Origin of the sequence: Streptomyces vietnamensis (assembly GCF_000830005.1) — a bacterium.
Classification (GTDB): domain Bacteria; phylum Actinomycetota; class Actinomycetes; order Streptomycetales; family Streptomycetaceae; genus Streptomyces; species Streptomyces vietnamensis.
Window position 1 is genome coordinate 5,822,249 of record NZ_CP010407.1, and the last position, 26,188, is coordinate 5,848,436.

The 26,188-nt window shown below is 72.6% G+C and carries 23 protein-coding genes; 15 read left to right on the forward strand and 8 right to left on the reverse strand.

The window, feature by feature from the left end:
• The first annotated feature begins 68 nt into the window (after positions 1–68).
• Positions 69–1,556, forward strand: a complete 1,488-nt coding sequence (locus tag SVTN_RS26295) for an MFS transporter (RefSeq protein WP_078908507.1) — start codon at positions 69–71, stop codon at positions 1,554–1,556.
• 137 nt (positions 1,557–1,693) lie between these two features.
• On the opposite strand, the gene SVTN_RS26300 is transcribed toward SVTN_RS26295, so the two are convergent.
• Both SVTN_RS26300 and SVTN_RS26305 read right to left on the reverse strand, forming a co-directional pair.
• Positions 1,694–3,502, reverse strand: coding sequence for an ABC transporter ATP-binding protein (locus SVTN_RS26300; RefSeq protein WP_041131320.1), 1,809 nt, complete (start codon positions 3,500–3,502; stop codon positions 1,694–1,696).
• Positions 3,499–5,286, reverse strand: coding sequence for an ABC transporter ATP-binding protein (locus tag SVTN_RS26305; protein WP_041131321.1), 1,788 nt, complete (start codon positions 5,284–5,286; stop codon positions 3,499–3,501). The genes SVTN_RS26300 and SVTN_RS26305 overlap by 4 nt, the downstream gene beginning before the upstream one ends.
• A gap of 170 nt (positions 5,287–5,456) precedes the next feature.
• Between SVTN_RS26305 and SVTN_RS26310 the strand changes: the two genes are divergently transcribed.
• The 4 genes from SVTN_RS26310 to SVTN_RS26325 are packed head-to-tail and all read left to right on the forward strand — an operon-like array spanning position 5,457 to position 9,071.
• Positions 5,457–6,359: an ABC transporter ATP-binding protein gene (locus tag SVTN_RS26310; protein ID WP_041131322.1), complete on the forward strand. Its 903-nt coding sequence runs from the start codon at positions 5,457–5,459 to the stop codon at positions 6,357–6,359.
• The gene (locus SVTN_RS26315) at positions 6,356–7,126 is read left to right on the forward strand and encodes an ABC transporter permease (protein ID WP_041131323.1); all 771 of its coding nucleotides are present in this window, start codon (positions 6,356–6,358) and stop codon (positions 7,124–7,126) included. Before SVTN_RS26310 ends, SVTN_RS26315 begins: the two co-directional genes overlap by 4 nt.
• 26 nt (positions 7,127–7,152) lie before the next feature.
• Positions 7,153–8,436, forward strand: a complete 1,284-nt coding sequence (locus SVTN_RS26320; protein ID WP_041131324.1) for a sensor histidine kinase — start codon at positions 7,153–7,155, stop codon at positions 8,434–8,436.
• Complete coding sequence (locus SVTN_RS26325) at positions 8,433–9,071, forward strand: response regulator (protein ID WP_041131325.1); 639 nt, start codon at positions 8,433–8,435, stop codon at positions 9,069–9,071. Before SVTN_RS26320 ends, SVTN_RS26325 begins: the two co-directional genes overlap by 4 nt.
• Before the next feature lie 475 nt (positions 9,072–9,546).
• Here the strand turns inward: SVTN_RS26325 and glgX are convergent, their stop codons facing one another.
• Complete coding sequence (gene glgX, locus SVTN_RS26330) at positions 9,547–11,748, reverse strand: glycogen debranching protein GlgX (protein ID WP_041131326.1); 2,202 nt, start codon at positions 11,746–11,748, stop codon at positions 9,547–9,549.
• Positions 11,749–11,963: 215 nt separating this feature from the next.
• Between glgX and SVTN_RS26335 the strand changes: the two genes are divergently transcribed.
• The 6 genes from SVTN_RS26335 to SVTN_RS26360 all read left to right on the forward strand — a co-directional run bounded on the left by SVTN_RS26335 (position 11,964) and on the right by SVTN_RS26360 (position 18,361).
• A complete protein-coding gene (locus SVTN_RS26335; RefSeq protein ID WP_099055232.1) occupies positions 11,964–13,130 on the forward strand; it encodes a L,D-transpeptidase in 1,167 nt (388 codons plus the stop codon).
• Between the two features lie 158 nt (positions 13,131–13,288).
• Positions 13,289–14,545, forward strand: a complete 1,257-nt coding sequence (locus SVTN_RS26340) for a L,D-transpeptidase (protein WP_174518289.1) — start codon at positions 13,289–13,291, stop codon at positions 14,543–14,545.
• Between the two features lie 89 nt (positions 14,546–14,634).
• On the forward strand, positions 14,635–15,402 hold the full coding sequence (locus tag SVTN_RS26345; RefSeq protein ID WP_041131329.1) for an enoyl-CoA hydratase/isomerase family protein: 768 nt from the start codon (positions 14,635–14,637) through the stop codon (positions 15,400–15,402).
• A 105-nt stretch (positions 15,403–15,507) separates the two neighbouring features.
• Positions 15,508–16,026 (forward strand): ATP-binding protein, encoded by a 519-nt coding sequence (locus SVTN_RS26350; RefSeq protein ID WP_174518290.1) that lies wholly within the window; start codon positions 15,508–15,510, stop codon positions 16,024–16,026.
• A gap of 389 nt (positions 16,027–16,415) precedes the next feature.
• Complete coding sequence (locus SVTN_RS26355) at positions 16,416–17,180, forward strand: polysaccharide deacetylase family protein (protein ID WP_041131331.1); 765 nt, start codon at positions 16,416–16,418, stop codon at positions 17,178–17,180.
• Positions 17,180–18,361, forward strand: coding sequence for a YncE family protein (locus tag SVTN_RS26360; RefSeq protein WP_041131332.1), 1,182 nt, complete (start codon positions 17,180–17,182; stop codon positions 18,359–18,361). Before SVTN_RS26355 ends, SVTN_RS26360 begins: the two co-directional genes overlap by 1 nt.
• A 49-nt stretch (positions 18,362–18,410) precedes the next feature.
• On the opposite strand, the gene SVTN_RS26365 is transcribed toward SVTN_RS26360, so the two are convergent.
• Complete coding sequence (locus tag SVTN_RS26365) at positions 18,411–19,049, reverse strand: GNAT family N-acetyltransferase (protein ID WP_041131333.1); 639 nt, start codon at positions 19,047–19,049, stop codon at positions 18,411–18,413.
• Between the two features lie 74 nt (positions 19,050–19,123).
• On the opposite strand from SVTN_RS26365, the gene SVTN_RS26370 reads away from it, so the two are divergent.
• Both SVTN_RS26370 and SVTN_RS26375 read left to right on the forward strand, forming a co-directional pair.
• The gene (locus SVTN_RS26370; protein WP_041131334.1) at positions 19,124–19,339 is read left to right on the forward strand and encodes an EF-hand domain-containing protein; all 216 of its coding nucleotides are present in this window, start codon (positions 19,124–19,126) and stop codon (positions 19,337–19,339) included.
• A gap of 427 nt (positions 19,340–19,766) precedes the next feature.
• The gene (locus tag SVTN_RS26375) at positions 19,767–20,033 is read left to right on the forward strand and encodes a hypothetical protein (RefSeq protein ID WP_041131335.1); all 267 of its coding nucleotides are present in this window, start codon (positions 19,767–19,769) and stop codon (positions 20,031–20,033) included.
• A 43-nt stretch (positions 20,034–20,076) separates the two neighbouring features.
• Here SVTN_RS26375 and SVTN_RS26380 read toward each other — a convergent pair whose 3' ends face one another.
• Positions 20,077–21,060: a helix-turn-helix transcriptional regulator gene (locus SVTN_RS26380; RefSeq protein WP_041131336.1), complete on the reverse strand. Its 984-nt coding sequence runs from the start codon at positions 21,058–21,060 to the stop codon at positions 20,077–20,079.
• A 98-nt stretch (positions 21,061–21,158) separates the two neighbouring features.
• Between SVTN_RS26380 and SVTN_RS26385 the strand changes: the two genes are divergently transcribed.
• Both SVTN_RS26385 and SVTN_RS26390 read left to right on the forward strand, forming a co-directional pair.
• Positions 21,159–21,686, forward strand: a complete 528-nt coding sequence (locus SVTN_RS26385) for an SDR family oxidoreductase (protein WP_041131337.1) — start codon at positions 21,159–21,161, stop codon at positions 21,684–21,686.
• Positions 21,687–21,727: 41 nt separating this feature from the next.
• Positions 21,728–22,333, forward strand: a complete 606-nt coding sequence (locus tag SVTN_RS26390; RefSeq protein ID WP_052499309.1) for a response regulator transcription factor — start codon at positions 21,728–21,730, stop codon at positions 22,331–22,333.
• 86 nt (positions 22,334–22,419) lie between these two features.
• On the opposite strand, the gene SVTN_RS26395 is transcribed toward SVTN_RS26390, so the two are convergent.
• Genes SVTN_RS26395 through SVTN_RS26405 form a run of 3 tightly spaced genes read right to left on the reverse strand, consistent with a single transcriptional unit; the run spans position 22,420 to position 26,145 of the window.
• Positions 22,420–23,535: a 3-dehydroquinate synthase II family protein gene (locus SVTN_RS26395; protein ID WP_041131338.1), complete on the reverse strand. Its 1,116-nt coding sequence runs from the start codon at positions 23,533–23,535 to the stop codon at positions 22,420–22,422.
• Positions 23,507–24,490 carry a 2-amino-3,7-dideoxy-D-threo-hept-6-ulosonate synthase gene (locus SVTN_RS26400; RefSeq protein WP_041131339.1) on the reverse strand — a complete coding sequence of 328 codons (984 nt, stop codon included), beginning with the start codon at positions 24,488–24,490 and terminating at the stop codon, positions 23,507–23,509. The genes SVTN_RS26395 and SVTN_RS26400 overlap by 29 nt, the downstream gene beginning before the upstream one ends.
• On the reverse strand, positions 24,487–26,145 hold the full coding sequence (locus SVTN_RS26405; protein WP_063782283.1) for a class I adenylate-forming enzyme family protein: 1,659 nt from the start codon (positions 26,143–26,145) through the stop codon (positions 24,487–24,489). The genes SVTN_RS26400 and SVTN_RS26405 overlap by 4 nt, the downstream gene beginning before the upstream one ends.
• Positions 26,146–26,188: the final 43 nt, after the last annotated feature.

The window sequence follows — 26,188 nt, forward strand, 5'->3', positions numbered from 1 at the left end:
GTGGGGGGTGTGCGTGGTGCACTAGGGCGTTCGTGGCGCTGTACGCCCCCTGTTGCTTCGCTGCTCGCATGACACTCACCGCAGGCCCCTCGACAGCCGCAGAACCCGCCCGCGCCGGACGGCGCGAATGGACCGCCCTCGGCGTCCTCATGCTCCCGCTCCTCCTCGTCTCCATGGACGTCTCCGTCCTCTACTTCGCCATCCCCTCCATCGCCGCCGACCTCCGGCCCGGCGCCACCCAGCAGCTGTGGATCCTCGACATGTACGGCTTCGTCCTCGCCGGACTCCTCGTCACCATGGGCTCCCTCGGCGACCGCGTCGGACGCCGCAGGCTCCTCCTCCTCGGCGCCGCCCTCTTCGGCGTCGCCTCCGTCGCCGCCGCCTACGCCCACAGCCCCGGCGCCCTCATCGGCGCCCGCGCCCTCCTCGGCGTCGCCGGCGCCTGCCTCATGCCGTCCACCCTCGCCCTGATCCGCACCCTCTTCCAGGACCCGGCCCAGCGCACCAAGGCCGTCACCCTGTGGACCACCGTCATGGCGAGCGGCATCTCTTTGGGGCCCGTCGTCAGCGGCGCGCTCCTCGAACACTTCTGGTGGGGGTCCGTCTTCCTCATCAACCTGCCCGCCATGGCCTTGCTGCTGGTCCTCGCGCCGCTGCTGGTGTCCGAGTCCAAGGAGGCCGCGGGGGGTTCGCGGTTCGACTTCGTCAGTGCCGGGCTCTCGCTCGTCGCCCTGCTGCCGGTGATCTACGGGATCAAGGAGCTCGCCAAGGACGGGTGGGCGCCCGTGCCCGCGGTCGCGGTGGCCTTCGGGGTTCTGCTCGGGCTCGCCTTCGTCCGGCGGCAGCTGCGGCTCGCCGAGCCGATGATCGACCTGCGGCTCGTCCGGACTCCCGCGTACGGGGGGTCTCTGCTGGTCAATCTGCTCGCCATGGCCGCGACGGTGGGGTTCGCCGTCTTCCTCACCCAGTACCTCCAGTCCGTCCTCGGCCAGAGTCCGCTCGAGGCGGCCCTGTGGAGCCTCGTTCCCACCGGGGGCGTCATGGTCGCCGCGCCCGTCGCCGCGGTGCTCGCCCAGCGGGTCGACCATGCGTACGTCATGGGTGGCGGGTTCCTCGTCTCCGCCGCCGGGTTCGGGTGGCTGGTCACCGTCGACCGCGCCACGCCCTTCTGGGTCGTCCTCGTGGGCAGCGCCGTCTACGCCGCCGGGCTCGTCTCCGCGATGACCCTCGCCAACGAACTCGCCCTCGGCGCCGCGCCGCCCGAGCGGGCCGGTGTCGCCGCCGCCGTGCTCGAATCGGGGTCGGAGTTGGGTGGGGCGCTCGGGATGGCCGTTCTCGGGGCGGTCGGTGCCGCTGTGTACACCGCGGCCATGCCTTCCTCGGCGCCGGCCGCCGCTCGGGAGACGTTGGGGGGTGCGCTGTCGGCTTCGCCCGGTGTCGTCGAGGCCGCGCGTGACGCCTTTGTCGAGGCGATGTCCGGTGCCGCTGTCGGGGCTGCTCTGTTGATGCTTCTTGCGGCTGGGCTGTCGCTGGTGCTCCTGCGGCGAAAGGTGTGATGGCGGTCGTCGGGGGCGGGCAGGGGGCGGTGTTCGGGACTGCATGATTTACGGCGCCGGGGCGCCACAAATCACGCTTTACGTCCCGAACACCACCCCCTGCCCGCCCCCCACTTCCGTTTGCTGGCCGCTTTCCCTCAACCCACCAGGCTGTCCCGCCACGCCTGGTGCAGGCCCGCGTAGTGGCCCTTGCCCGTCACCAAGGACTTCGGGTGGCCGTCCTCGACGATCCGGCCCTGCTCCATCACCAGGACCCGGTCCGCCACCTCGACCGTGGACAGGCGGTGGGCGATGACCACCGCTGTACGGCCCGCCAGGACCGTGTCCATGGCCTGTTGCACCGCGCGTTCGCCCGGTACGTCCAGGGAGCTCGTCGCCTCGTCCAGGATCAGGACCGCCGGGTCCGCCAGGAGGGCGCGGGCGAAGGCCACCAGTTGGCGCTGGCCCGCGGAGATGCGGCCGCCTCGTTTGCGGACGTCCGTGTCGTAGCCGTCGGGGAGGCTGGTGATGAAGTCGTGTGCCCCGATGGCCTTTGCCGCTTCCTCGATTTCGGTGCGGGTTGCGTCCGGGCGGCCGATTGCGATGTTGTCCGCCACCGTGCCCGAGAAGAGGAATGCTTCCTGGGTGACCATGACGATGCCGCGACGGAGATCTGGGGTTCTCAGGTCGCGGAGGTCCACGCCGTCGAGTTTTACGTGGCCTTCGGTCGGGTCGTAGAAGCGGGCCAGGAGTTTCGCCAGCGTCGATTTGCCCGCTCCTGTCGCTCCCACCACCGCGACTGTCTGGCCTGCCGGGATCGTCAGGTCGAAGGTGGGGAGTACCTCGCCGCCCGTTCGGTAGGCGAACCTGACCTTTTCGAAGGTGATCTCTCGGCCGCCCGATCTGGCCGGCAGCTCCCGGGGCGCTGTTGTTTCCGGGACTCCCGGTTCCTGCGCCAGGAGGCCGGCGATCTTGGTGAGAGATGCTGCTGCCGACTCGTACGAGTTCAGGAACATGCCCAGGCGGTCGATCGGGTCGTACAGGCGGCGCATGTAGAGCACCGCCGCGGCCAGTACGCCCAGTTCGAGCGTTCCGGCGGCGACCCTGTACGCGCCCCAGAGGCACATGCCCGCCACTGCCGTGTTCGCCACCAGGCGCGAGCCCACCACGTAGCGGGCCATTTCGAGGAGTGCGTCGCCGTTGCTTCGTTCGTGGCGGTGGTTGAGCGCCCTGAATTCGGCGTCGTTCGCTTTTTCGCGGCGGAACGCGCGGACCGGGCGGATGCCGTTCATCGTCTCCGCGAACTTGACGATCACGCCCGCGATGGCCGTGGACCGTTCCGCGTACACCCTGCCCGCGCGTGCCTGGTAGAGGCGGATCAGGAGGTGGAGGGGCAGGAAGGAGGCCACGGCCACTGCCCCGATGCCCCAGTCCAGGTAGAGGAGGACCAGGGAGATCGAGAGGAAGGAGAGGACCACGCCGATCAGTTCCTGGAGGCCCTCCGAGAGCAGTTCGCGGAGGGATTCGACGTCCGTGGTCGAGCGGGAGATCAGGCGGCCCGAGGTGTACCGCTCGTGGAAGTCGACGCTCAGCACCTGCGCGTGCCGGAAGATCCGGCCGCGCAGGTCCAGGAGCACGTCCTGGTTGATCCGGGCCGCGCTGCGCACGAACGTGTACTGGAGGACGCCCGAGAGGGCGGCGCACAGGAGGTAGCCGGTCGCCACGGCGATCAGCGGGCCGTGGTCCCCCGTGCGGAAGGCCGGGACCCCCCGGTCGATGGCGTACGCGACGAGCAGCGGGCCCGCCTGGAGCGCCGCCTCCCTGAGGAGGAGGATCAGGGACACGATCACGAGGCGCGTGCGGTGGCCGGCCAGGAGGGAGCGGAGCAGGGCTCCCGTCGCTCCCCGGGGGGCCGGGAGGTCGTCGCGGTCGAAGGGGTCCTGGGAGTCCTTCGTGGTGTCCGTCATCGGGTCTCGTTCCCTTCGCCGGACATCAGCCAGGCGTACTCGGCGTTGCTGCGCAGCAGTTCCTGATGGGTGCCCACGGCCGCGATCCGGCCGTGCGAGAGCAGCGCGACCCGGTCGGCGAGCATCACCGTCGACGGGCGGTGCGCCACGACCAGGGCCGTCGTCTCCTTGAGGACCTCCCGCAGGGCCGCCTCGACCCGGGCCTCCGTGTGGACGTCGAGCGCCGAGAGCGGGTCGTCCAGGACCAGGAACCGGGGCCTGCCGACCACCGCGCGGGCCAGGGCGAGGCGCTGTCGCTGGCCGCCGGAGAGGCTCAGTCCCTGCTCGCCGACCTGGGTGTCCGCCTTTTCGGGCAGCCGGTCGACGAAGCCGTCCGCCTGGGCGACGCCCAGGGCGCGCCGCAGTTCCGGGTCGCCCGCTCCTTCCGCGCCCATCAGGACGTTCTCGCCGACGCTCGCCGAGAACAGCGTCGGCTCCTCGAAGGCCATCGAGACGAGCGAGCGGAGCTTCTCCCGTTCCATGAGGGCGATGTCCGCCCCGTCGAGGAGGATCCGGCCGGTGGTCGCCTCGTGCAGGCGCGGTACGAGGGCGGTGAGGGTCGTCTTGCCGGAGCCCGTGCCGCCCACCAGGGCCATCGTCTCGCCCGGGCGGATGTGGAGGTCGATGCCGTCCAGGACGGGGGGCGCCTCGTCGGGGGCGTCCGGGTAGCGGAACGTGACGCCTTCGAAGCGGACTCCGTCCGGGGTGGTGGTGCCCTTCGTGGTGCCGGTCGTCTCTTGTTCCTCCGGGGCGTCCATCACCTCGAAGTAGCGTTCCGTCGCCGTCGCCGCCTCCTGGCTCATCGCGAGCAGGAAGCCGATCGACTCCACCGGCCAGCGCAGTGCCAGGGCCGTCGACAGGAACGCGACGAGGGTGCCCGCCGACAGGTCCCCGTCCGCGACCTGCACCGTGCCGAGCACGAGCGTCGCGCCGATGGCCAGTTCCGGCAGGGCGGTGATGACCGACCAGATCATGGCGAGCAGCCGCGCCTTGGCCAGTTCCGTGCCGCGGAGGTGTTCGGCGAGGGCGCGGAAGGCCCGCGCCTGGCTGCGGTGCCGGCCGAAGCCCTTCACGATCCGGATGCCGAGGACGCTCTCCTCGACGACCGTCGTCAGGTCGCCGACCTGGTCCTGGGCCGTGCGCGCCACCACCCCGTACCGGCGCTCGAAGAGGTTGGAGAGGGCCACCAGGGGGAGTACGGGCGTCAGCAGCACCAGGCCGAGGGACCAGTCCTGGGCCAGGAGGAGCACGTAGCCGGCGAGGATCGTCACGCCGTTGACCAGGAGGAAGGTCAGCGGGAAGGCCAGGAACATCCGGACCAGCATCAGATCCGTCGTCCCGCGCGACAGCAGCTGCCCGGACGCCCAGCGGTCGTGGAAGGCGATCGGGAGGCGCTGCAGCCGCTCGTAGAGGTCGGCCCGCATGGTCGCCTCGACGTTCGCGAGCGGCCGCGCCACCAGCCATCGCCGGATGCCGAAGAGGACCGCCTCCGCCACCCCGAGCAGCAGCAGGTACAGGGCGCCGAACCACACGCCGGTGGTGTCGCCCGCCGCCACCGGACCGTCGACCAGCCACTTCAGGACGAGCGGGATGACGATGGAGAGCAGCGAGGCGACGATCGCGACGAACGCGGCCGTGGTCAGGCGGGCGCGCACCGGCCGTACGTACGGCCAGAGGCGCAGCAGCGTACGGGTGGTGGAGCGGCCGGGGGCCGCGTTCTCGGTGGGTACGTGTTCTGATGGCATCAGGTCCGAGCCTAAGGTTCGCCCCTGACATCCCTCATGTGGTTTTCCGGCGCCGGGCAGGAGCCGCGGACGGCCCGCCCGGTCGTAGCCGGCCATCAACCGATCGGTTGATCGCGCTTCGAGCGCGATGGCCGATACCGCCCGCCGGCCCCGCCGAAGAACCTTGAGTCATGCCCATGATCGAGGTCCAGGACCTGCACAAGTCCTACGGCGAGCGCAAGGCCGCCGACGGCGTCACGTTCACGGTCGAGGAGGGGGAGATCTTCGGAATCCTCGGCCCGAACGGCGCCGGCAAGACCACCACCGTCGAGTGCGTCGCCGGACTGCGCGTCCCCGACGCCGGCACCGTCCGGGTCGCCGGGCTCGACCCCGTCGCCCGGCACGCCGAAGTCACCCGGCTGCTCGGCGTCCAGCTCCAGCAGAGCGCGCTCCAGCCCAAGCTCACCGTCCGCGAGGCGCTCGAACTGTACGCGTCCTTCCACAAGAGGCCCGCCGACTGGCGGATCCTGGCCGAACGGCTCGGCCTGACCGACCAGTTGGGCAAGCGGTACGCGAAGCTGTCCGGCGGGCAGCAGCAGCGGCTGTTCATCGCCCTCGCCCTCATCGGCAACCCGCGCGCGGTGATCCTCGACGAGCTCACCACCGGCCTCGACCCGCGGGCCCGCCGCGACACCTGGGCGCTCGTCGAGTCCGTACGCGACAGCGGCGTGACCGTCCTCCTCGTCACCCACTTCATGGAGGAGGCCCAGCGGCTCTGCGACCGGATCGCCGTCATCGACCGCGGCCGGGTCACCGCCCTCGACACCCCCGCCGGCCTCATCCGCCGGGCCGGGGCCGCCAAGTCCGTCTCGTACGAGGACGACGCGCGGATCGGCCGGGCCGAACTCCTCGCCCTGCCCGGCGCCGCCGCCGTGGACACCCAGGGCGGCCGGACCGTCCTCACCGGCACCGACGCCACCGTCGACGCCTTCGTCCAGCTCCTCGCCCGCCGCGGGGTCACCGCCCGCGGACTGCGCGTCACCGACGCCACCCTCGACGACGCCTACCTCGACCTGACCGGAGCCGACCAGTGACCACCCTGACCGCCGCCGCCCCGCGCAGCCGCCCCGCCGCCGCCCTGCTGCGCACCGAACTCCGCCTCTTCGCCCGCGAACCCGCCTTCCTGTTCTGGGTGCTGGCCGCGCCGACCGTGCTCCTCGTGATCCTCGGGAGCATCCCGTCCTTCCGCGAACCCTCCGCCGACCTCGGCGGACTGCGCACCATCGACCTCTACGTCCCCATCGCCGTCCTCTTCGCCCTGATCACGGCCGGACTCCAGGCCCTGCCACCGGTCCTCGCCGGCTACCGGGAACGCGGCATCCTGCGCCGCCTGTCCACCACCCCGGTCCGCCCCGGCGCCCTGCTCGCCGCCCAGCTCGTCCTGAACGGGGCCGCGGGGCTCGGCTCCGCACTGCTCGTCATCGCCGTCGGCCGGCTCGCCTTCGGCGTCGCCCTGCCCGGCAACCTCCCCGGCTACGCCCTCGCCCTGCTCCTCGCCACCGCCGGCAGCCTCGCGCTCGGCGCGACGGTCTGCGCGGTCTCCCGCACCCAGAAGATCGCCCAGGGCATCGGCTCGGCCGCCTACTTCCCCAGCATGTTCACGTCGGGTGTCTGGCTGCCGGTCCAGATGATGCCGGATACGCTGCGCGAGATCGTCGAGTTCACCCCGCTCGGCGCCGCCTCCCGGGCCCTGGGCGCGGCCGCGTCCGGCGCCTGGCCGGCATGGAGCGCGCTCGGCACGATGGCGCTGTGGACGGTGCTGCTGACCGGGGCGGCGGTCCGCTGGTTCCGCTGGGAGTGACACAAGTGCCGTACGTGAGGGGCGAAGTGACCACGAGTACCGTGACGTCGGTCGAGGAACGCCGGCGGCAGTTCTTCCGCTGGGCACCGTACGCGCTGCTCGTCGTCGCCACGGTCCTCGCGCTCGCCGCCGCCGACCGGATCACCCCCCGCCCCCTCGCCGTCCTCGTCGCGCTCCTCACCGCGACCCTCGCCCTGCAGCTCTGGTGGACCCGCCGCGAGCGAGCCTTCGCCGCGAGCGAGCCGCCCGCGCCGGACACCCCCGGCGTCGTCAGCATCCCCGGCGCCCCCGGTCCCGCCTCCGTCACGTACTTCGTGCTGCGCACCGCGCTCGGGTTCGCGCTCACCTGGGTGAGCCCGTTCTACGCCGTCTTCGCCTGCGTCGGGTACTTCGACGCCGTTTCCCTGCTGCCGCCCCGCCCCGCGTACGCCCGCGCCGGACTCCTCGCCGTGGCGCTGATGCTCGGCGGCTCGCAGTCGGGCGGGCTGCCGCCGCGGTCCGCCGTCCAGTGGGCGGCGTTCGGCGGACTGTTCGCGCTCAACGCCGCCCTCGCCCTCGGCCTCGCCCACCTCGGCGGCAGGGAGATCGAGAGGGCCGCCACCCTCGCCCGCACCAACGCCCGCCTGGAACAGGCCCTCACCGAGAACGCGGCGCTCCAGGCGCAGCTCCTCGTGCAGGCCCGCGAGGCGGGCGTCGCCGACGAGCGGCGGCGGCTCGCCGCCGAGATCCACGACACCATCGCGCAGGGCCTCACCGGCGTCATCGCCCAGCTCCAGGTCGTCTCCATGACCACCGACCCCGAAGTCGCCCGGGTCCACCTGGGCCGCGCCGCCGACCTCGCCCGGCACAGCCTCGGCGAGGCCCGCCGCTCCGTGCAGAACCTCAGCCCGGTCGCCCTGGAGCACGACACCCTGCCCGAGGCGCTGAAGAAGACCGTCGCCGCCTGGACCGAACGCACCGGCATCACGGCCCGGTTCACCGTCACCGGCACCGAGCACCCGCTGCACGACGAGATCGCCGCCACCCTGCTGCGGATCGCCCAGGAGGCCCTCGCCAACGCCGAGCGCCACTCGGGCGCCGCCCGCGCCGGCGTCACCCTCTCCTACATGGGCGACGAGATCACCCTCGACGTCCGCGACGACGGCCACGGCTTCGACCCGGCCGCCGTCCCCGCCCGCTCCCGGGCCGGCGGCTTCGGCCTCGACGGCATGCGCGCACGGGCCGAACGCCTCGCCGGCACGGTCACCGTGGAGACCGCGCCGGGCGAGGGCACGGCGGTCTGCGCTCGCGTACCGTTGGGCACGCCATGACTGACATCACGCTCCTGATCGTCGACGACCACCCCGTCGTACGGGACGGCCTGCGCGGCATGTTCGCCGTCGAGGGCTCCGGCTTCCGCGTCCTCGGCGAGGCGTCGAACGGCGTCGAGGGCGTCGAACTCGCCGAGCGCCTCGACCCGGACGTCGTCCTGATGGACCTGCGCATGCCCGGGGGCGGCGGCGTCGACGCCATCGCCGAACTCGCCCGGCGCGGCGCCCGGGCCCGGGTCCTCGTCCTCACCACGTACGACACGGACACCGACACCCTCCCGGCGATCGAGGCCGGCGCCACCGGGTACCTCCTGAAGGACGCCCCGCGCGAGGAGCTGTTCGCCGCCGTCCGGGCCGCCGCCGACGGCCGCACGGTCCTGTCACCGACCGTCGCGTCCCGCCTGGTGACGGCCGTCCGCGCGCCCGCCCCGGACACCGGACTCTCCGCCCGCGAGAACGAGATCCTCGCCCTCGTGGCGAAGGGCACCGCGAACCGTGCCATCGCGGCGGAGCTGTTCATCAGCGAGGCGACGGTGAAGACCCATCTCACCCACATCTACGCGAAGTTGGGCGTGAAGGACCGGGCGGCGGCGGTAGCCACGGGCTACGAACGCGGCATCCTGGGCAACACCTAGCCGGCTGCCGCGTGGGCCCGCGCCCGGCCGGGCCTTCGCCCCGCGCCCGTGCGAGCGGTGCCCCCCGCCCACCCCCGTGTGGGCCCGCGCCCGGGCTGGGCGGTGCCCTTCGTCGCCCCCCCCCGTGTGGGCCCGCGCCTGGCTGGGCGTCGTCCCGCTGCCGTGTGGGCAATCGTCCCGCTGGGGCGGGACGGGTGGGCACACGGGACGGCGCCCTTCAGCGGCGCCTCCGCGTCCCGAGCCTGGACCCGCACCCCAGCGGTGCCGCACGACGTGGTGCGGGTTCGGGCGCGGGAGCCTCGGGCGCCGGCAGGGCGCGGGTCCGTTGTGCCCACCCGTTCCGCCCCAGCGGAACGATTGCCCACAACGGGGGCGGCGGGGACGCGCCGCCCCGGGCGGGCGCCGCCCGCAACGGGGTGGGCGCCGGCCCAGCGGGGCGACGCCCGCGACGGCGAGGCGCGGGACCGTAGTGGGGTCACCCGCGGACCCGTAGTAGGACCATGGCGCGGGCGGCCACCGTGATCGTCGTGTCACCCCCGTGCCGCGTGCCCGGCGCCTCCGCCTGTTCCTCCCCGCCCGTGTCCACGACGAGTTCGTACGACTCCGCCCACGGCGGGCCCGGGAGACGGAACTCCAGGGGCCGGGACCCGGCGTGCAGGACGGCGAGGAAGCTGTCGTCGGTGATCTGCTCGCCCCGCGCGTCCCGGCCAGGGATGTCGCGGCCCGACAGGTAGAGCCCGAGCGTGGCCGTCGGCGCGTACCAGTCCCGCTCCGTCATCTCCGTGCCCTCCGCCGTGAACCAGGCCAGGTCCCGCAGCCCGTCCGCGCCCTGCGGCCGGCCGGAGAAGAAGGCCCGGCGGCGGAGGACCGGGTGGCGGTGGCGGAGGGCGAGGAGGCGGCGGGTGAGGGCGAGGAGCCCGGCCCGGCCGGGGTCGTCCGGCAGCGACCAGTCCAGCCAGCCCAGCTCGTTGTCCTGGCAGTAGGCGTTGTTGTTGCCGCCCTGCGTGCGGCCCATCTCGTCGCCGGCGACGAGCATCGGCACCCCGGTGGAGAGGAGGAGGGTGGTGAGGAGGTTGCGCTGCTGGCGCAGGCGCAGCGCCTGGATCCCCGGGTCGTCGGTCTCGCCCTCCACCCCGCAGTTCCAGGAGCGGTTGTCGTGCGTGCCGTCCCGGTTGCCCTCGCCGTTGGCCTCGTTGTGTTTCCGTTCGTACGTGACGAGATCCCTCAGGGTGAAGCCGTCGTGGGCGGTGACGAAGTTGACGGAGGCGTACGGCCGTCGTCCGCCCCACGCGTACAGGTCGCTGGAGCCGGACAGCCGGTAGCCGAGGTCCCGTACGTCCGGCAGCGCCCCGCGCCAGAAGTCCCGTACGGCGTCCCGGTAGCGGTCGTTCCATTCCGTCCAGAGAGGCGGGAAGGCGCCTACCTGGTAGCCGCCGTTGCCCACGTCCCACGGTTCGGCGATGAGTTTCACCCGGCGTAGGACCGGGTCCTGGGCGATGACCGCCAGGAACGGGGACAGCATGTCGACGTCGTGGAACGAGCGGGCCAGGGCCGCCGCCAGGTCGAAGCGGAAGCCGTCGACGCCCATCTCCGTGACCCAGTAGCGGAGTGAGTCGGTGATGAGGCGAAGCACCTGCGGCTGCACTACGTGCAGCGTGTTGCCGCAGCCCGTGTAGTCGGCGTACCGGCGGGCGTCGGACTGGAGCCGGTAGTAGCCGCGGTTGTCGATGCCCTTCAGGGAGAGGGTGGGGCCCAGCTCGCCCGCTTCCGCCGTGTGGTTGTAGACGACGTCGAGGATGACCTCGATCCCGGCCGCGTGCAGCGCCCGCACCATCCGCTTGAACTCGCCGACCTGCTGCCCGGTCGTCCCCGAGGAGGAGTAGCCGGCGTGCGGGGCGAAGTAGCCGATCGAGTTGTAGCCCCAGTAGTTGCGCAGGCCGCGGCGGAGGAGGTGGTCCTCGTGGGCGAACTGGTGGACCGGGAGGAGTTCGACCGCCGTCACCCCGAGTCGGACCAGGTGGTCGATCGCCGCCGGGTGCGCCAGGCCCGCGTACGTGCCCCGCAGGTGCTCCGGGATGCCCGGGTGCAGCTTCGTGAAGCCCTTGACGTGGAGCTCGTAGATGACCGAGTCCTGCCAGGGCGTCTTGGGCCTGCGGTCGTCGGCCCAGTCGTCGTCGTCATGGACGACGACCCCCTTCGGGACGTACGGGGCGGAGTCCCGCTCGTCGCGGACGGTGTCGGCCACGTGCTGCTGGGGCCAGTCCCGGACGTGTCCGTACACCTCGGGGGGCAGGGCGAAATCGCCGTCGACGGCCCGTGTGTACGGGTCGAGGAGCAGCTTCGCCGGGTTCCAGCGGGCGCCCGTCCACGGGTCCCAGCGGCCGTGCACCCGGTAGCCGTACCGCTGTCCGGGGCCGACGCCCGGCACGAAGCCGTGCCAGATCTCGTGCGTCAGCTCCGTCAGGGGGAGTCGTGTCTCCCTGCCGTCGGCGTCGAAGAGGCACAGCTCCACCGCCTCCGCGCCGCCCGCCCACAGGGCGAAGTTGGTGCCCGCGACCCCGCCGGGGCCGACCCGGCAGCGGGCACCGAGGGGGGTCGGCGCCCCCGGCCACACGGGTGGCCCGGCCCGCTCCAGGGCATGCTCCTGTACCGCCTCCTGCTCGGCTGCGCTCGCCACCGTCCCGGCCTCCCGCGGCTCGTCGGGCCCGCACCCGGGGGAGCGGCGGCGTCCCGGCCGCCGCTCCCGCGCGTGGTTCTCCCCCTGTTCTGCCCGCACGGCCGTGCTCCCAACATGACCCGCACGCACGTTTCCCCTGGAGGGTGGCCGTCGTTGGGCCGAGCGTGACACTTGTATGGAAGCGGGCGAGGCACGCCCTCGCGGTGGCGGGACTGATGGCGGGCCTCGTGGGCTGCACGGCGACGGACGGCGAAGGGGGCGTCGACGTCTCCCTGCCGGGCAAGGCGCGGGCCCCCGGCGATGTCATCCGGGTGAGTCCGGAGGACGGCAGCCGGGCGGTGCCGGCCGACGGGCCCGTCGAGGTGAAGGTGGACAGCGGCCGGCTCGAACGGGTGACCGTCGTCGAGGTCGAGGACGGCCGGCGTGCCGAGGTCGCCGGGGAGATCTCGGCGGACGGGCTGCGCTGGCGGCCCCGGCCGGAGACCCGGCTCGCGCTGGCCGCCAAGTACAGCGTGGACGCGGTCGCGCTCGACGGGCACGGGCGCCGCTCGGCCCGGCACACCACCTTCACCACGGTGGTCCCCGAGTCCCGTTTCATCGGCTACTTCAAGCCGGAGAACCGTTCCACGGTCGGCACCGGCATGATCGTCTCCTTCGGTTTCAACCTGCCGATCGAGAACCGGGCCGCCGTCGAGCGGGCCGTCCGCGTCACCTCGGAGCCGCCGGTGGAGGTCGTCGGCCACTGGTTCGGCAAGGAGCGGCTCGACTTCCGGCCCGCCGCGTACTGGCGGCCGGGCACCAAGGTCACCGTGGAGATCGGCCTGCGGGACGTCGAGGGGGCGCCCGGGGTGTACGGCATCCAGCGCAAGACGGTCGGCTTCACCATCGGCCGCTCCCAGGTCTCCCTGGTGGACGCCGCCGCGCACACCATGGAGGTCAGGCGGAACGGCGAGGTCCTCGCCACGGTGCCGATCACCGCGGGCGCGCCGAAGAACACCACGTACAACGGGAAGATGGTCGTCACCGAGCTGTACGACGTGACGCGGATGGACGGCAGGACGGTCGGCTTCGGCGGCGAGTACGACATCAAGGACGTGCCGCACGCGATGCGCCTCACCGACTCGGGGACCTTCCTGCACGGCAACTACTGGGCCGACGCCTCCACCTTCGGTTCCGCGAACGTCAGTCACGGCTGCGTGGGCCTCCGGGACGAGAAGGGCGGCAGCGCGGACTCGCCGGCGGGCTGGTTCTTCGACCGGACGCTCATCGGCGACGTGGTGGAGGTGGTCAACTCCAAGGACAAGGAGGTCGCCCCCGACAACGGCCTCGGCGGCTGGAACCTGGGGTGGAGCGAGTGGAAGGCCGGTTCCGCGCTGGGGTGAAGCCGGAGGGTTCCGTACCACTTGACTGGTGCCGAACGGTGACATTCGCGAGGAACTTTCGTGTCCTGCGGTGTGATTATCTAGCGCTGTGTGCGCGAGTGGATGCGCACGGGGGTGGGGCCCTGGCGTTGCCGGGCCGTGTGAGGGGAGACACCACAGTGAACGGGCAGCCGATATCGGGGGCATCGGTCAAGGGCAGGCGGCGGCGCGGGGGCGTCAAGCTGCAGGCCCTGGCGGCGGGAGCGCTGCTCCTGGTCCTGACCGCCTGCGGCGGCGGTGAGACCGCCACCGGCGGCGGTGCGGGGGGACAGGGGCCGGCCGCCCAGGGCGGCGGCAAGCAGGAGAACGCGGCCTCCCAGGCGGTCGTGACGGTCCTTCCGAAGGACGGCGCCGACTCGGTCGCCACCAGCGGGGCCCTCAAGGTCACCGCGGAGCAGGGCAAGCTGACCACGGTCACCGTCGCCGACTCCAAGGGCGCCCAGGTCGAGGGCAAGATCGCCGCCGACGGCTCCAGCTGGTCGCCGACCGCGCACCTGGCGGCGGCCACCCAGTACAAGGTCCACGCGATCGCGAAGGACGCCGACGGCCGCGAGTCGGCGAAGGACACCACCTTCACCACGCTCGTCCCGAAGAACACCTTCATCGGCCAGTACACGCCCGAGGACGGTTCGACCGTCGGCGTCGGCATGCCGGTCTCCATCAACTTCACCCGGGGCATCACCGACCCCGAGGCCGTCGAGAAGGCCATCAAGGTGACGGCCGTCCCGGCCGTGCAGATCGAGGGCCACTGGTTCGGCAACGACCGCCTCGACTTCCGTCCCAAGGACTACTGGGCCGCCGGCACCAAGGTGACGGTGCAGCTCAACCTGGACGGCGTCGAGGGCCGCCCGGGCGTCTACGGCAAGCAGAAGAAGACGATCTCCTTCACCATCGGGCGCCGTCAGGTCTCCACGGTGGACGCCTCCGCGCACACCATGAAGGTCGAGCGCGACGGCAAGATCATCAAGACCATCCCGATCAGCGCGGGCGCGCCGTCCACGACGACGTACAACGGGCAGATGGTCATCAGCGAGAAGTACCAGGTGACCCGCATGAACGGGGCCACCGTGGGCTTCGGCGGCGAGTACGACATCAAGGACGTGCCGCACGCGATGCGCCTGTCCAACTCGGGCACCTTCGTGCACGGCAACTACTGGGGCTCCCCGGGGATCTTCGGCACCACCAACACCAGCCACGGCTGTGTCGGCCTGCAGGACGCGCGGGGCGCGGGCGACAGCTCGATGCCGGCGGCCTGGTTCTACGACCGCTCGCTCATCGGTGACGTGGTCATCGTGAAGAACTCCAAGGACAAGCAGATCCAGCCGGACAACGGCCTCAACGGCTGGAACATGGACTGGTCGGAGTGGATCGCCTAGATCTCCCGTGACCTTCCGGTCGAAGGGGCCCGGTGCTGTGAGCAACAGCACCGGGCCCCTCGTCGTTAACGGCCACTAACCTTCCTTCCATGACTGTGAACCTCGAAGTCGCCGAAGGCGTCGGTACGATCCGCCTCGACCGCCCCCCGATGAACGCCCTGGACATCGCCACCCAGGACCGGCTGCGCGAGCTGGCCCAGGAGGCGACCGACCGCGACGACGTGCGGGCCGTGGTCCTCTACGGCGGCGAGAAGGTGTTCGCGGCCGGCGCGGACATCAAGGAGATGCAGGTCATGGACCACGTGGCCATGGTCAAGCGCTCGCGCGCCCTCCAGGACTCCTTCACCGCCGTCGCCCGCATCCCCAAGCCGGTCGTCGCCGCGATCACCGGTTACGCGCTGGGCGGCGGCTGCGAGCTCGCGCTCTGCGCCGACTACCGGATCGCCGCCGACAACGCCAAGCTGGGCCAGCCGGAGATCCTGCTCGGCCTGATCCCCGGCGCGGGCGGCACCCAGCGCCTGTCCCGGCTCGTCGGCCCCTCCAAGGCCAAGGACCTCATCTTCACCGGCCGGATGGTGAAGGCCGACGAGGCCCTGACGCTCGGTCTGGTCGACCGGGTCGTCCCCGCCGCCGAGGTGTACGAGCAGGCGCACGCCTGGGCCGCCAAGCTGGCGCAGGGCCCGGCCGTCGCCCTGCGGGCCGCGAAGGAGGCGATCGACCAGGGCCTGGAGGCCGACATCGACACCGGTCTCGCCATCGAGCGGACCTGGTTCTCGGCCCTGTTCGCCACCGAGGACCGGGAGACCGGGATGCGCAGCTTCGTCGAGGAGGGCCCGGGGAAGGCGAAGTTCGCCTGATGATTCCCCCCGTCGCCCGACGATCCTTCACGGCTCGGGTGACGATCCTTCACGGGTGGGGGCCGATTCCGTCGGAACGGCCCCCGCGGACGCCTCCGTACGGCCATGATGGGGGGCATGGCGGGCCTGGAGGGTAGGGAACAACCGTGGCAGCGCGTGAGCGCGGCCGCACCGCGGTGGTCACCGGCCGCGGACGACGAACAGGCCGCCGACGCAGTGGAGTTGTACGGCAATCCGGCCGAGGAGGATGTCCGGCTGCCGTCCCGCCCCGAATCCGCGTGGGTGGCCCGCAGGCTCACTCAACACGTCCTGCTGCGGCAGTGGGCGCTGGGTCCGCAGATCGCCGAGCACGCGGTGCTCCTCGTCTCGGAGCTCGTCGGGAACGCCGTCCGGCACACCGGGGCCCGGGTCTTCGCGCTGCGGTTACAGCGGCGCCGCGGCTGGATCCGGATCGAGGTGCGCGACCCCTCGCGGGGGCTGCCCTGTCTGATGCCGGTGCACGAGCTCGACATCAGCGGCCGCGGCCTCTTCCTCGTCGACAAGCTCGCCGACCGCTGGGGCGTGGACCTGGCGCCGCGCGGCAAGACGACCTGGTTCGAGATGCGGGTCGCCGACCGCCCCTGACGTCATGATCCCGGAACGCACGGAAGCCCCCGTGCGCCGTGGTGGGGTGCGTGGGGGCTTCCGTGTGGTGCGCCGTGGACGGGGGGGTGTTATCCACGGCGCCGCTATGTCGACCTGGCCCGGGTCAATGGGGGTCGTGTCTCCGACTATGGCAGACGGGGGGCCTTGCCGCCAAAAGTCCCTACCGGGGCAAGACGGGTCAAAAGCGGACAGTTCAATTATGAATCGTTGGTGACGTGTAGCACTCGCCTTGTAAACAGTGAATGGCTATGCGGTTCATCGGGTGTTTCCGGGGCTCGTCCGCATGCTGGACGCCCGGCGCGGCCCCGCAAACGTCCTGAATTGGCCTAATCGTGACCAATCGGGAGACATCCCTCTTAAATGGTCGCGTGAAGCCGACCGACCGCCGAGGAGCCCTCCGGGCGGGCGCGGCCGCCGCCCTCGCGGGAGCCCTCGCCACCGCCTGCGGCACGGAACCCCGCCCCGCCCCGGCCGCCGCGCGCCGCCCCGCCCCCGCGCCCGTCGCCGCCCCGGCCCCCCGCCGCTTCCCCGGACAACCGGACGAGATCGCCCACGGCCCCCGCGACCGGCCCCGGGTCGCCCTCACCTTCCACGGCCAGGGCGACCCCGCCCTCGCCCGGCAGCTCCTCACCCAGGCCGAGAAGGCCGGCGCCCGCGTCACCGTCCTCGCCGTCGGCAGCTGGCTCGACGAACAGCCCGCCCTGGCCCGCCGCATCCTCGACGGCGGCCACGACCTCGGCAACCACACCCAGCACCACATCGACATCAACGCCATGACCGAGGCCGAGGCCCTCGCCGAGATCGAGGCCTGCGCCGCCCGGCTGCGCCGGCTCACCGGCTCCGTCGGCACCTGGTTCAGGCCCTCCCGCACCCGGAACGCCGCCCCCCACGTCCTGCGCGCCGCCCGGCGCGCCGGATACCCGCACGCCCTCTCGTACGACGTCGACTCCCTCGACTTCACCTCGCCCGGCGCGGCGGCCGTCGTCCGCAACGTCACGGGGCCCGTCCGCGCCGGATCCGTCGTCAGCCTGCACTTCGGCTACCCGGACACCGCCGCCGCGCTGCCCCTCCTCCTCGCCGACCTCGACCGCCGCGGCCTGAGCGCGGTCACCACCACGGAGCTGCTGAGCTGATGGCACACCTCACGAAGAGATCCAGGATCCTCCTCGCCGCCGCCCTCCTCGCCGGTCTCGCCGGCTGCGGCAGCGCGAACCACTCCGAGGGCGCGGCCCCCGTGAAGAAGGCCGCCGCCCCCGCCGTACCCAAGCCGGCCGCCGCCCCCGCCGGGCTCCCCGGGATGCCGCCCCTGCTCGACCCGCACGACGTCTACGCCGCCGACCGGCCGAACCGGCTCTCCCCGGTGGTGAAGAACTTCCCCTCCCGGGTCTACGTGCCCAACACCAACTCCAACACCGTCTCCGTCATCGACCCCGCCACCTACCAGGTCGTCGAGACCATCCCGGTCGGCATCCAGCCCCAGCACGTCGTGCCCTCCTGGGACATGAAGACCCTCTGGGTCAACAACGACCGGGGCCACACCCTCACCCCCATCGACCCCGCCACCGGCGTCGCCGGCAAGCCCGTCGAGGTCCACGACCCGTACAACCTCTACTTCACGCCCAACGGCAAGTACGCCGTCGTCATGGCCTCGCTCGACCGCGAACTCGTCTTCCGCGACCCCCACACCATGGAACGGAAGAAGACCGTCCCGGTCAGCTGCTACGGCGTCAACCACGCCGACTTCTCCGCCGACGGGCGCTACTTCGTCGTCTCCTGCGAGTTCTCCGGCGAACTCCTCAAGGTCGACACCGAGAAGATGGAGGTGATCGGCCAGCAGAAACTGCCCTTCGACGGCGCCATGCCGCAGGACGTGAAGATCTCCCCGGACGGCAAGACCTTCTACATCGCCGACATGATGGCCCACGGCATGTGGGTCCTGGACGGCGAGAAGTTCACCACCCCCACCCTGCTCCCCACCGGCAAGGGCTGCCACGGACTCTACGTCAGCCGCGACTCCCGCGAGATGTACGTCTCCAACCGCGGCGAGGGCACCGTCTCCGTCTTCGACTTCCAGCAGAACAAGCTCACCAAGAAGTGGAAGCTCCCGGACGGCGGCTCCCCCGACATGGGCGGCGTCTCCGCCGACGGCAAGGTCCTGTGGCTCTCGGGGCGGTACGACGCCGAGGTGTACGCGATCGACACCACGACCGGCAAGCAGCTCGCCCGCATCCCCGTCGGCAGCGGCCCGCACGGCCTCGCGGTCTACCCGCAGCCGGGCCGCTACTCCCTCGGCCACACGGGGATCTTCCGCTAGGGCCTGTCCGGCGGACCCGGCCATGATCCACCGGACGGGCCCCAGCGGCTCAGCCGGCGATCAGGAGCGCCTCCGAGGCCACCGGGCGGTAGCCCGCCGCCTGGAAGACGCGGACGCTGCGGGCGTTGCCGGGGGACTGCTGGGCCCACACCACCTCGCCCGGGACGAGGTGGCGGGCCGCCGTCGCCAGGGCCCGCCCCAGGCCCCGGTGGCGCACCTCCTCGTCCACCTCGATCGCGGCCTCCCAGCGGCCCGCGACGCCCCGGCCCAGGATCAGGACACCGCCGTCGGCCGCCCACACCCGGACCTCGTCGCGGAACTTCAGCGCCCGCGCCACCCGGGGATGCGCCGGGTCCTCGATCTCGCGGAGCTCCAGCGGGGGAGGGCCCGGCAGCGCGTCCGCCACCGTGAGCAGGTCGATCGTGTTCATGTGCCGGCCGGTGCGGGCCATCAGCGCGAGCAGGAAGCCCGGGTTCATGCTCGCCGCGAGCGGATCGCTCGACGTGGCCGCCAGCTGGGCCCGTACCCACTCCGGGTCGGCGTCCGTGAAGACCACCGAGTGCGCGGTGAAGGCGAGCACCCCCGCGTCCCGGGGGCCCGGCTGCGGCACCACCGTCGTCGAGCCGTCCGGGGGCGGGAACTGCCCGCGTGCCGCCGCCGCCAGGATCCGTGCCACCTCGTCGTTCATGCCCCCATCATCCTTCAGCGGGCGGCCAGCTAATCTGACCCCCGTCAGACAAGCACCAAGAAGGGGCGGACGCAGTGGCGGACATCGACTCGGCACGCACGGCATTCAACAAGTTCGACGTGAACGGCGACGGCTTCATCACCGCCGAGGAGTACAAGCACGTCATGGCGGAGCTGGGCGACTTCAACGTCACCGTGACGGTCGCCGAGGCGATCATCAAGCAGCGCGACGACAACGGCGACGGCGTCCTCTCCTGGGACGAGTTCTGGGCGCACTACAGCAAGGCCTGAGCCAAGGTCTGGGTCAAGGCCTGAGTCAAGGTCTGAGGCGCGGCCTCATCCACCGGGTCCCGGTGGGCGCAGCAACCCCGGGTTGCCGCCCGCCCGGGGCCCGGTGTCGTTTCCCGTGGGTTCCCCCGGACGTACCGATTCCGTGGGGCGTGGCCGGATCCCGGCCCGGTCCCGGCAGCGTCTCCCGCCTGGCCTTTTGGCCGGAAGAGGAGGCTCCGGCCCGAGCGTGCCCCGCTTTCCCCGCAGGTCGTGAGGCAGCTCTTTGCCAGGCAGCTTCCTGGCCTGTCCAGAAGCGGACAGGTGGGCCCCCGTGATGATTTCCTCTGGGTGTGCGGCCGGGAAGGCTGAAAACCCCCGGCCGCCGAGGACCTCCCGAGAAGCGCGTACGACCGCACTCGTACGCGGCAGCCCCGGAATGGAGACCCACATGTCCTGTCGCCTCCGCGCCACCAGCATCCTCGCCACCCTCGCCGCCACCGTCCTCGGCGGAGTCCTGCTCGCCTCGCCGGCCCAGGCCGCTCAGGCCGCCCCGGCCGCGCCCGCGGCGGTGGTCCTCGGCGGCGACGACTTCGTCTGGCCGGCGCCGCCGCACCCGGAGCTTCCGGGCTTCCCCTGCGTGCCGTCGCTCCCGGGCCTGCCCTGCATCCCCCAGATCCCGGACGACTTCGTCTGGCCGACCTCTCCCATGAAGTGACCGCCATGCGCCCCATCACCGCCGCGACCGCCGCGGGACCGCTTCAGATCCACTCCCTGCGCGTCGCCTGCACCCCCGCCTCGAAGCGGCTCGACGCCCCGAGCCGCTCCATCAGGTCGGCGACGATCCGCCGCTCCGTCCGCACCCCGATGCCCAGCGCACGCGCCACGGCCTCGTCGGTGAGACCGCTCGCGAGCAGCTGGAGCAGCTTGCGCTCCTGCGGGGTGAGCCCGCCCGGCAGGGCGTCCCCCGGGCCGTCGAGGGGGGAGGCGTGCTCCCAGTACGCCTCGAACAGGGCACGCATGGCCAGGACCACCGGCTGACTGCTGAAGAGCAGCGCGGACGGCTGGGCCTGGCCCGGCAGCCCGGCGACGACCGCCGCCGTGGTGTCCACGATGAGCAGCCGCATGGGAAGCGTCGGCGAGGTACGGATCTCGCTGCCGCGCTCCGCCATCCACTGGGCGTGCGCCCGGGTGACCCGGTCGCCCGCGACGCTGTCCAGATAGACGGTCCGGAAGCGCACGCCGCGGTCCATCGCCCGCTCGTTCAGGGGCCGGCCGGCCTCCACGGACTCCTCGGTGAGGGCCTTGCCGGGGTGGAAGGCCAGCGACTCGTGCGTACAGGACTCGGCGAGGGCCTCGAGCCGGGTGCGGATGTCGTCGACGTTGTCGAGGTGCTCCGCCCCGTCCAGACCGCCCGAGCGGCCCGAGGCCGTGTACTCGGCGGCCAGGGCGGCGAGCGCCGCCCGGTTCTGCTCGATCCGCTGCTGCCGCGAGGCGAGTTCGCGCTCCTCCCGCTGGAGCAGCACCTTCAGGCCCAGCGAGGGGTTCACCGCCCGCACCCCGCCCGGGGTGTCCCGGGACGGTGCGAGCAGCGAGAGCCGCGTGAGGAGGACGAGTGCCTCCTCCACCTGCTCGGTCGTGCGGTTCAGCAGCTGCGCCAGGCGCTCCGGATCGTGCTCCTTGTGGAACAGGATCGCGCGGTACACGCCCAGCGTGTGCTGATCGAGCGACGAGACCTCGTCCACGTGGTGTCCCCCTTGCCAGGTGGCCTAGCCACCCTTTTCACACCATTGACACGATCAGCACGCTACCTGCTGGACGATCTTCTCGAAAGGGCGTTCTCGTGGCCCGTACAGGTTCCTCTCCGCCTCGGCTCGACGGTCTCGTCGTCCTGGTCGTCGACGCGACGACGGGCGCCGGCCGGGAGCTCACCACCCGGCTCTGTGCCGCCGGGGCGATCGTCGCCGTCGTCGGCGCGGGCCATCCGGGCCGCGGTGACGACGCCGCCACCAACGCGGCCTTCCTCTGCAAGGCGCTCACGGACCGCGGGCTCGTGGCCCTCCCGTACCGGATCGACGTCGGCGACCCGGCCGAGGCGGCCCGGCTGCCCGGGCAGATCGCCGCCGACGCCGGGCCCGTCGCGGCCGCGGTCGTCGTGCTGCCGCCACCGGGCGCCGGCGAGGGCCTCCGGCGCGCCTTCCGGGCCGTCTCGGCCGCCCTCGCGGCCGCGCTGCCCGCCGGCGCCCGGCACATCGAGCGGGACCCGGCCGCCGGGGACGGCCCGGGGCCGGGGACGGCCGAGGACCACGTCTGGGTCCGCTGCGTCGTCGACGGCCTGGCCGCCGACGCGGCCCGGACGCCCAGTCGCTGACCGGGCGCCACTCACTGCGAGAAGTCACCACGGGGAGAGACATGTCCATTCGCGTCGTCGTGGCCGGTGATCACCAACTGGTCCTGGAAGCGTTCGCCGAGACCCTGAACGGCACCAACGGCCTGGACGTCGTGGGGCTCGCCACGACCTTCGAGGCGGTCCTGCCGGCCGTCCAGCGGCATCGGCCCACCGTCCTGCTGCTCGGCGAGTCCACCATGGGCGGCAAGGCCTTGCGCGCGGCCGGCGAGGTCCGCTCGCAGCATCCGTCCTGCGGGGTGGCGCTCATGGTCGGCTCCGCCACGCCGTCGGTGGTGGACCGGGCGGTGGCCGCCGGGGCGCTCGGCGTCGTCCCCAAGACGGCCCGGCTGCCGCAGCTGATCACCACCCTGGTGGGGGTCGCGGGCGGCTGCCTCACGGTCGACCCGGGGCTGCTGCGGGCACCGGCGACGGGCGAGGCGGTGCTCAGCGTCCGCGAGGCGGACGTGCTCCGGCTCACCGCGGACGGGGCGACGGTCAAGGAGATCGCGGGCGAGCTCTATCTCGCGGCGGGAACGGTACGGAACCTCACCTCGGCGGCGATCAAGAAGCTCGGCGGGCGCAACCGGTTCGACGCGGCCCGCATCGCCGCCGAATGCGGCCTGCTGTGAGCGGCGCCCGGGTCCCCGGACGCGAGCCGGCCCCGGCACGGGGCGTGCCGGGGCGGGGCGTCACGAGAAGGCGGTGCGGGGTGCTCCTACTTCTCCAGGCAGAACTCGTCGATCGGGTAGCCCACATGACGGTCGGCCGTCGGCAGGTGCCCCAGGATGCGGTCGCCCGGCTTGAGTTCGGTGCTGTTCAGCACCGCGGCGCCGGGGCCGAGGACCCGCACGTGCCAGTCGTCCTGGAGGATCAGGTTGACCGTCTGCCCGCTGGGCGCGACCGCGTCGATGGAGATGAGCGGACGGGTCTCGATCTTCACCCGGCCGACGCTGACCGGCCGGGTGCGGCCGTCCACGTCGACCGCCAGGACGGAACTGCCGGCGTGCAGCTCGCTCAGGTAGTGGGTGCGGCCGTTCTGTCCCACGGTGTAGGAGTGCAGGGCGCCCGCGTTGACGCGGAACGGGCGGGTCGGCATGTAGGGCAGCGGGTGGGTCTCGCTGACGCACAGGACCATGCCCTTGGAGTGCGAGCCGACGAGGATGCCCTCGTCCTTGCGGAAGTGCGTCGTGGTGTCGACGCAGGCCCGCTCGCCCATCCCGATGTGCGTGGTCGCGGTGACGGTGAGCTCCACGAGGGAGATCTCGCCGCCGTGCGCGGTGGCCGCGGTCCGCAGCGCCGTCGCGTCGCCGACCGTACGGCCCCGCATCAGGACCCCGTCCGAGCCGTGCTCCAGGACGCCGTAGAGGATCTCGGCCTCCTCGGTGTCGGCCGCGGTCGTCACGATCGAACCGGGTGCGCCCGAGGCGGCCGCGATGACGATCTCCAGCGGGATCTTCGTCGGGTCGCGGAAGTCGAGGACGCTCCACGCCTCAAGCCGGGCCGCCAGGCAGGCGTCCTCCAGGGTGTCGGCGTCGACGATCTCCACGTACCGCCCGAACTGCACGTCCGGGTGGGCCGCTTCGAGCTCGGCGCGGGCGTCGCGCGGGCCGGGCACGATCACCACGTCGGTCTCGCCCAGGTCGGCGGGGACGGTCGCGGCGCCGTCCTCGAAGAGCAGGACCTTGCGCACGGTGGGCGGCAGGCCGGCGAAGACGGCCGGGTCGGCGGCGACGATGCCGTCGATCTTCTGGTGCACCGCCTCCTCCAGGACGGCGGCGGTGGCGGCGCCGGCCTCGCGGATGTCAAGCCAGCACAGTTTGGCGTCCGTCATGATGCGGACCTCCTGTCAGGTCGTCGAGAGTCGAGTCGTCGAGGGTCGGGTGGTCGAGGGTCGGGTGGTCGGGGTCTTCGGGCCGGGCGTCGTCGAGGTGGTCGGGGGTGAGGCGTTCGCCGTGAAGCCGGTCCCCTCCGTCCGCCGCGCCGAACGGGCCGTCCGCGAAGTGCTGTTCGGGGAAGTGGTGCACGATCCGGGCGACCTTGGCCGCCAGGGCGCGCGGGTCCTTGGCCTGGAAGATGTTGCGGCCCATGGCCACCCCGCCCGCCCCGCCGGCGATGGCGTCCCGGACGTACGCCAGGACGTCCTCCTCCTCGTCGAGGGCGGGTCCGCCCGCGACGAGGACCGGCACGGGGCAGGCCGCGGTCAGGTCGAGCATCTCCGCGGTGGATCCGAGGAAGACGGTCTTGACCAGGTCCGCGCCCAGGTCCGCGGCGATCGTCACGGCGTGCGCGACGACCGCCGGGTCCCGCGGGTCGCTGATCCGCGGCCCGCGCGGGTACACCATGGCGAGCAGCGGCAGGTTCCAGCGGTCGCAGGCGTCGGCGATCCTGCCGAGGTCGCCGATCTGCTGCCGCTCGTCGTCGGAGCCGAGGTTGACGTGGACGCTGACCGCGTCCGCGCCCAGGCGCAGGGCCTCCTCCACGCCGGCGACGACGTACTTGGCGTTGGGGTCGAGCGCCTGGCTGGTGCTCGCGTTGAGGTGGATGATCAGCGACATCGCGGCGAACCGCTCCGGGCTGATGTGGCGCACGCTGCCCTTGTGCACGACGACGGCGTCCGAGCCGCCGGCGGCGATCTCGGCGGCGAGCCGGTCGAGCGTCGTGCCCTTGGGCACCACCGGACCGTCGTGGATCGAGTGGTCGAGAGGAGTGATCATCAGGCCGGCCGTGCTGTGGCGGTAGAGCCGCCGTAGCCGCAGCGACCGGGCGAAGTGGCCGTAACCGGTCATGGAACGCCCTTTCTGGTTCGCGAGGAGGCGTGATCGGTCGGGTGACCCGGTCCGCGCGCGCGGACGGGGTCGGCCCGCGCGGTGGCTCCGCGCGGGGAGCTGGGGGCCGGTCCGCCGGCTCCGACGCCCGCGGGGTCGGCGGTGGGGTCCGGCGGCGAGACGGAGCGCAGATAGGCGCGGTCCGGTTTGCCCGAGGGGGTGAGCGGCAGCCGCGGCCAGACCGAGACCCGTACCGGTGTGTGCTCCGGGGTCAGCTGCGCGGCCACGTACCCGCGCAGGTCGCAGGAGGTGTGCCCGGCCCCCGAGTGCAGCTCGACGGCCGCGTGCACCTGCTCCACCCAGTCGCGGTCGCGGACCCCGAACACCGTGGCCTGGCGCACCTGCGGATGGCGCATCAGCGCCTCCTCGATGGCCGCCGGATCCAGCTTGAGACCGCCGTGCTTGATCACGTCGCCGATCCGGCCGTCCAGCCGGAGGTAGCCGTACCGGTCCCAGTGCCCCAGGTCGCGGGTGCACAGCCAGCCGTCGCGGAAGACCGTCCGGCTGCGCCCCTCGTCGCCGAGGTAGCCGGCCGTGACGGTGGGCGAGCTGATCCAGATCTCGCCCGTCACCCCCCGCTCCACCTGCGGTCCGCCGCCGGGGCCGCGGATCTCCACCCGCACCCAGGGGAACGGGCGGCCCGCCGAGCCGAGCAGTTCGGGCTCGCGGTGGTCGAGCGGGTTGAGGCTGCTGATGCCGCCCGCCTCCGTCGTCCCGTACACCTGGATGAGCACGTCGCCGAAGAGCTCGACGGCCCTGGCCACCCGCGCCGGCGCCGCCGGGGTGCCGCTGTAGGTGATGCGGCGCAGCGAGGACAGGTCGGTGAGCGGGGCGGCCGGATGGTCCAGGAGCCGGTAGAGGTGCGGTACGGCCAGGTAGACGTCCGTCACCCGGTGCCGCTCGAAGGCGTCCAGGACGTCGCCCGCGTCGAACTCGTCGTGCAGGACGACCCGTCCGCCGCTCCCGAGGACCGCGTCGGCCATCGGCGCGGTCGTGTGGCTGATCGGCGTGACGGACAGCAGCGTCGCGGGTCCCCGGGGATCGAGGCCATGGGCGAGGTGGCCGACCAGCTCCTCACGCGTGTCGTACCGCTGGGCGACCATCTTCGGCCGGCCCGTGCTCCCGCTGGTGAACTCGACGGTCGCGAGGTCCCCGGGGCGCGGCTCGGGCAGCCGCGCCGGCAGCGGCCCCGCCGTCTCCGTCCCCCAGGGGACGGTCAGCAGGGTCACCTCCGGTACGCGGCGGGTGAGCCATTCGCCGCGCTCGGCGCTCTCGTCGTCGACGAGCAGCACCGACACCCGGAGGTCCTCCAGGAGCCGGGCCTGGGTGGCGACCGAGAAGGTCTCCGTGTCGGTGCGCGGGTTCATCGACCGTACGTACACGGAGGTGGCGCCCAGGAGATGGACGGCGTACCGGGCGGCGAGCATCGACGGCCGGTTCGGGCCGGTCAGCACGGCGACGGTGTCGCCGGGGCGGACGCCGCGGGAGTGCAGCAGGGAGGTCGCGGCCCGCACGGAGCCGGCGAGCCGGCCGGCCGTGACGGACTCGTCGGCGTGGTCGATCACCACGCGCCCGGGGTCCTTTCCGAGGGCATCGAGAATGCGGCGTACGTACATCGTTCCTCCTTTCCGGAAGAGGCGGGAAAATCAGGGGAAGAAG

Coding starts and splice junctions, on each gene's coding strand:
- SVTN_RS26295 (WP_078908507.1), top strand. CDS start 69: ATGACACTCACCGCAGGCCCCTCGACAGCCGCAGAACCCGCCCGCGCC.
- SVTN_RS26300 (WP_041131320.1), bottom strand. CDS start 3,502: ATGACGGACACCACGAAGGACTCCCAGGACCCCTTCGACCGCGACGAC.
- SVTN_RS26305 (WP_041131321.1), bottom strand. CDS start 5,286: ATGCCATCAGAACACGTACCCACCGAGAACGCGGCCCCCGGCCGCTCC.
- SVTN_RS26310 (WP_041131322.1), top strand. CDS start 5,457: ATGCCCATGATCGAGGTCCAGGACCTGCACAAGTCCTACGGCGAGCGC.
- SVTN_RS26325 (WP_041131325.1), top strand. CDS start 8,433: ATGACTGACATCACGCTCCTGATCGTCGACGACCACCCCGTCGTACGG.
- SVTN_RS26335 (WP_099055232.1), top strand. CDS start 11,964: ATGGCGGGCCTCGTGGGCTGCACGGCGACGGACGGCGAAGGGGGCGTC.
- SVTN_RS26345 (WP_041131329.1), top strand. CDS start 14,635: ATGACTGTGAACCTCGAAGTCGCCGAAGGCGTCGGTACGATCCGCCTC.
- SVTN_RS26350 (WP_174518290.1), top strand. CDS start 15,508: ATGATGGGGGGCATGGCGGGCCTGGAGGGTAGGGAACAACCGTGGCAG.
- SVTN_RS26360 (WP_041131332.1), top strand. CDS start 17,180: ATGGCACACCTCACGAAGAGATCCAGGATCCTCCTCGCCGCCGCCCTC.
- SVTN_RS26365 (WP_041131333.1), bottom strand. CDS start 19,049: ATGAACGACGAGGTGGCACGGATCCTGGCGGCGGCGGCACGCGGGCAG.
- SVTN_RS26375 (WP_041131335.1), top strand. CDS start 19,767: ATGTCCTGTCGCCTCCGCGCCACCAGCATCCTCGCCACCCTCGCCGCC.
- SVTN_RS26390 (WP_052499309.1), top strand. CDS start 21,728: ATGTCCATTCGCGTCGTCGTGGCCGGTGATCACCAACTGGTCCTGGAA.
- SVTN_RS26395 (WP_041131338.1), bottom strand. CDS start 23,535: ATGACGGACGCCAAACTGTGCTGGCTTGACATCCGCGAGGCCGGCGCC.
- SVTN_RS26400 (WP_041131339.1), bottom strand. CDS start 24,490: ATGACCGGTTACGGCCACTTCGCCCGGTCGCTGCGGCTACGGCGGCTC.
- SVTN_RS26405 (WP_063782283.1), bottom strand. CDS start 26,145: ATGTACGTACGCCGCATTCTCGATGCCCTCGGAAAGGACCCCGGGCGC.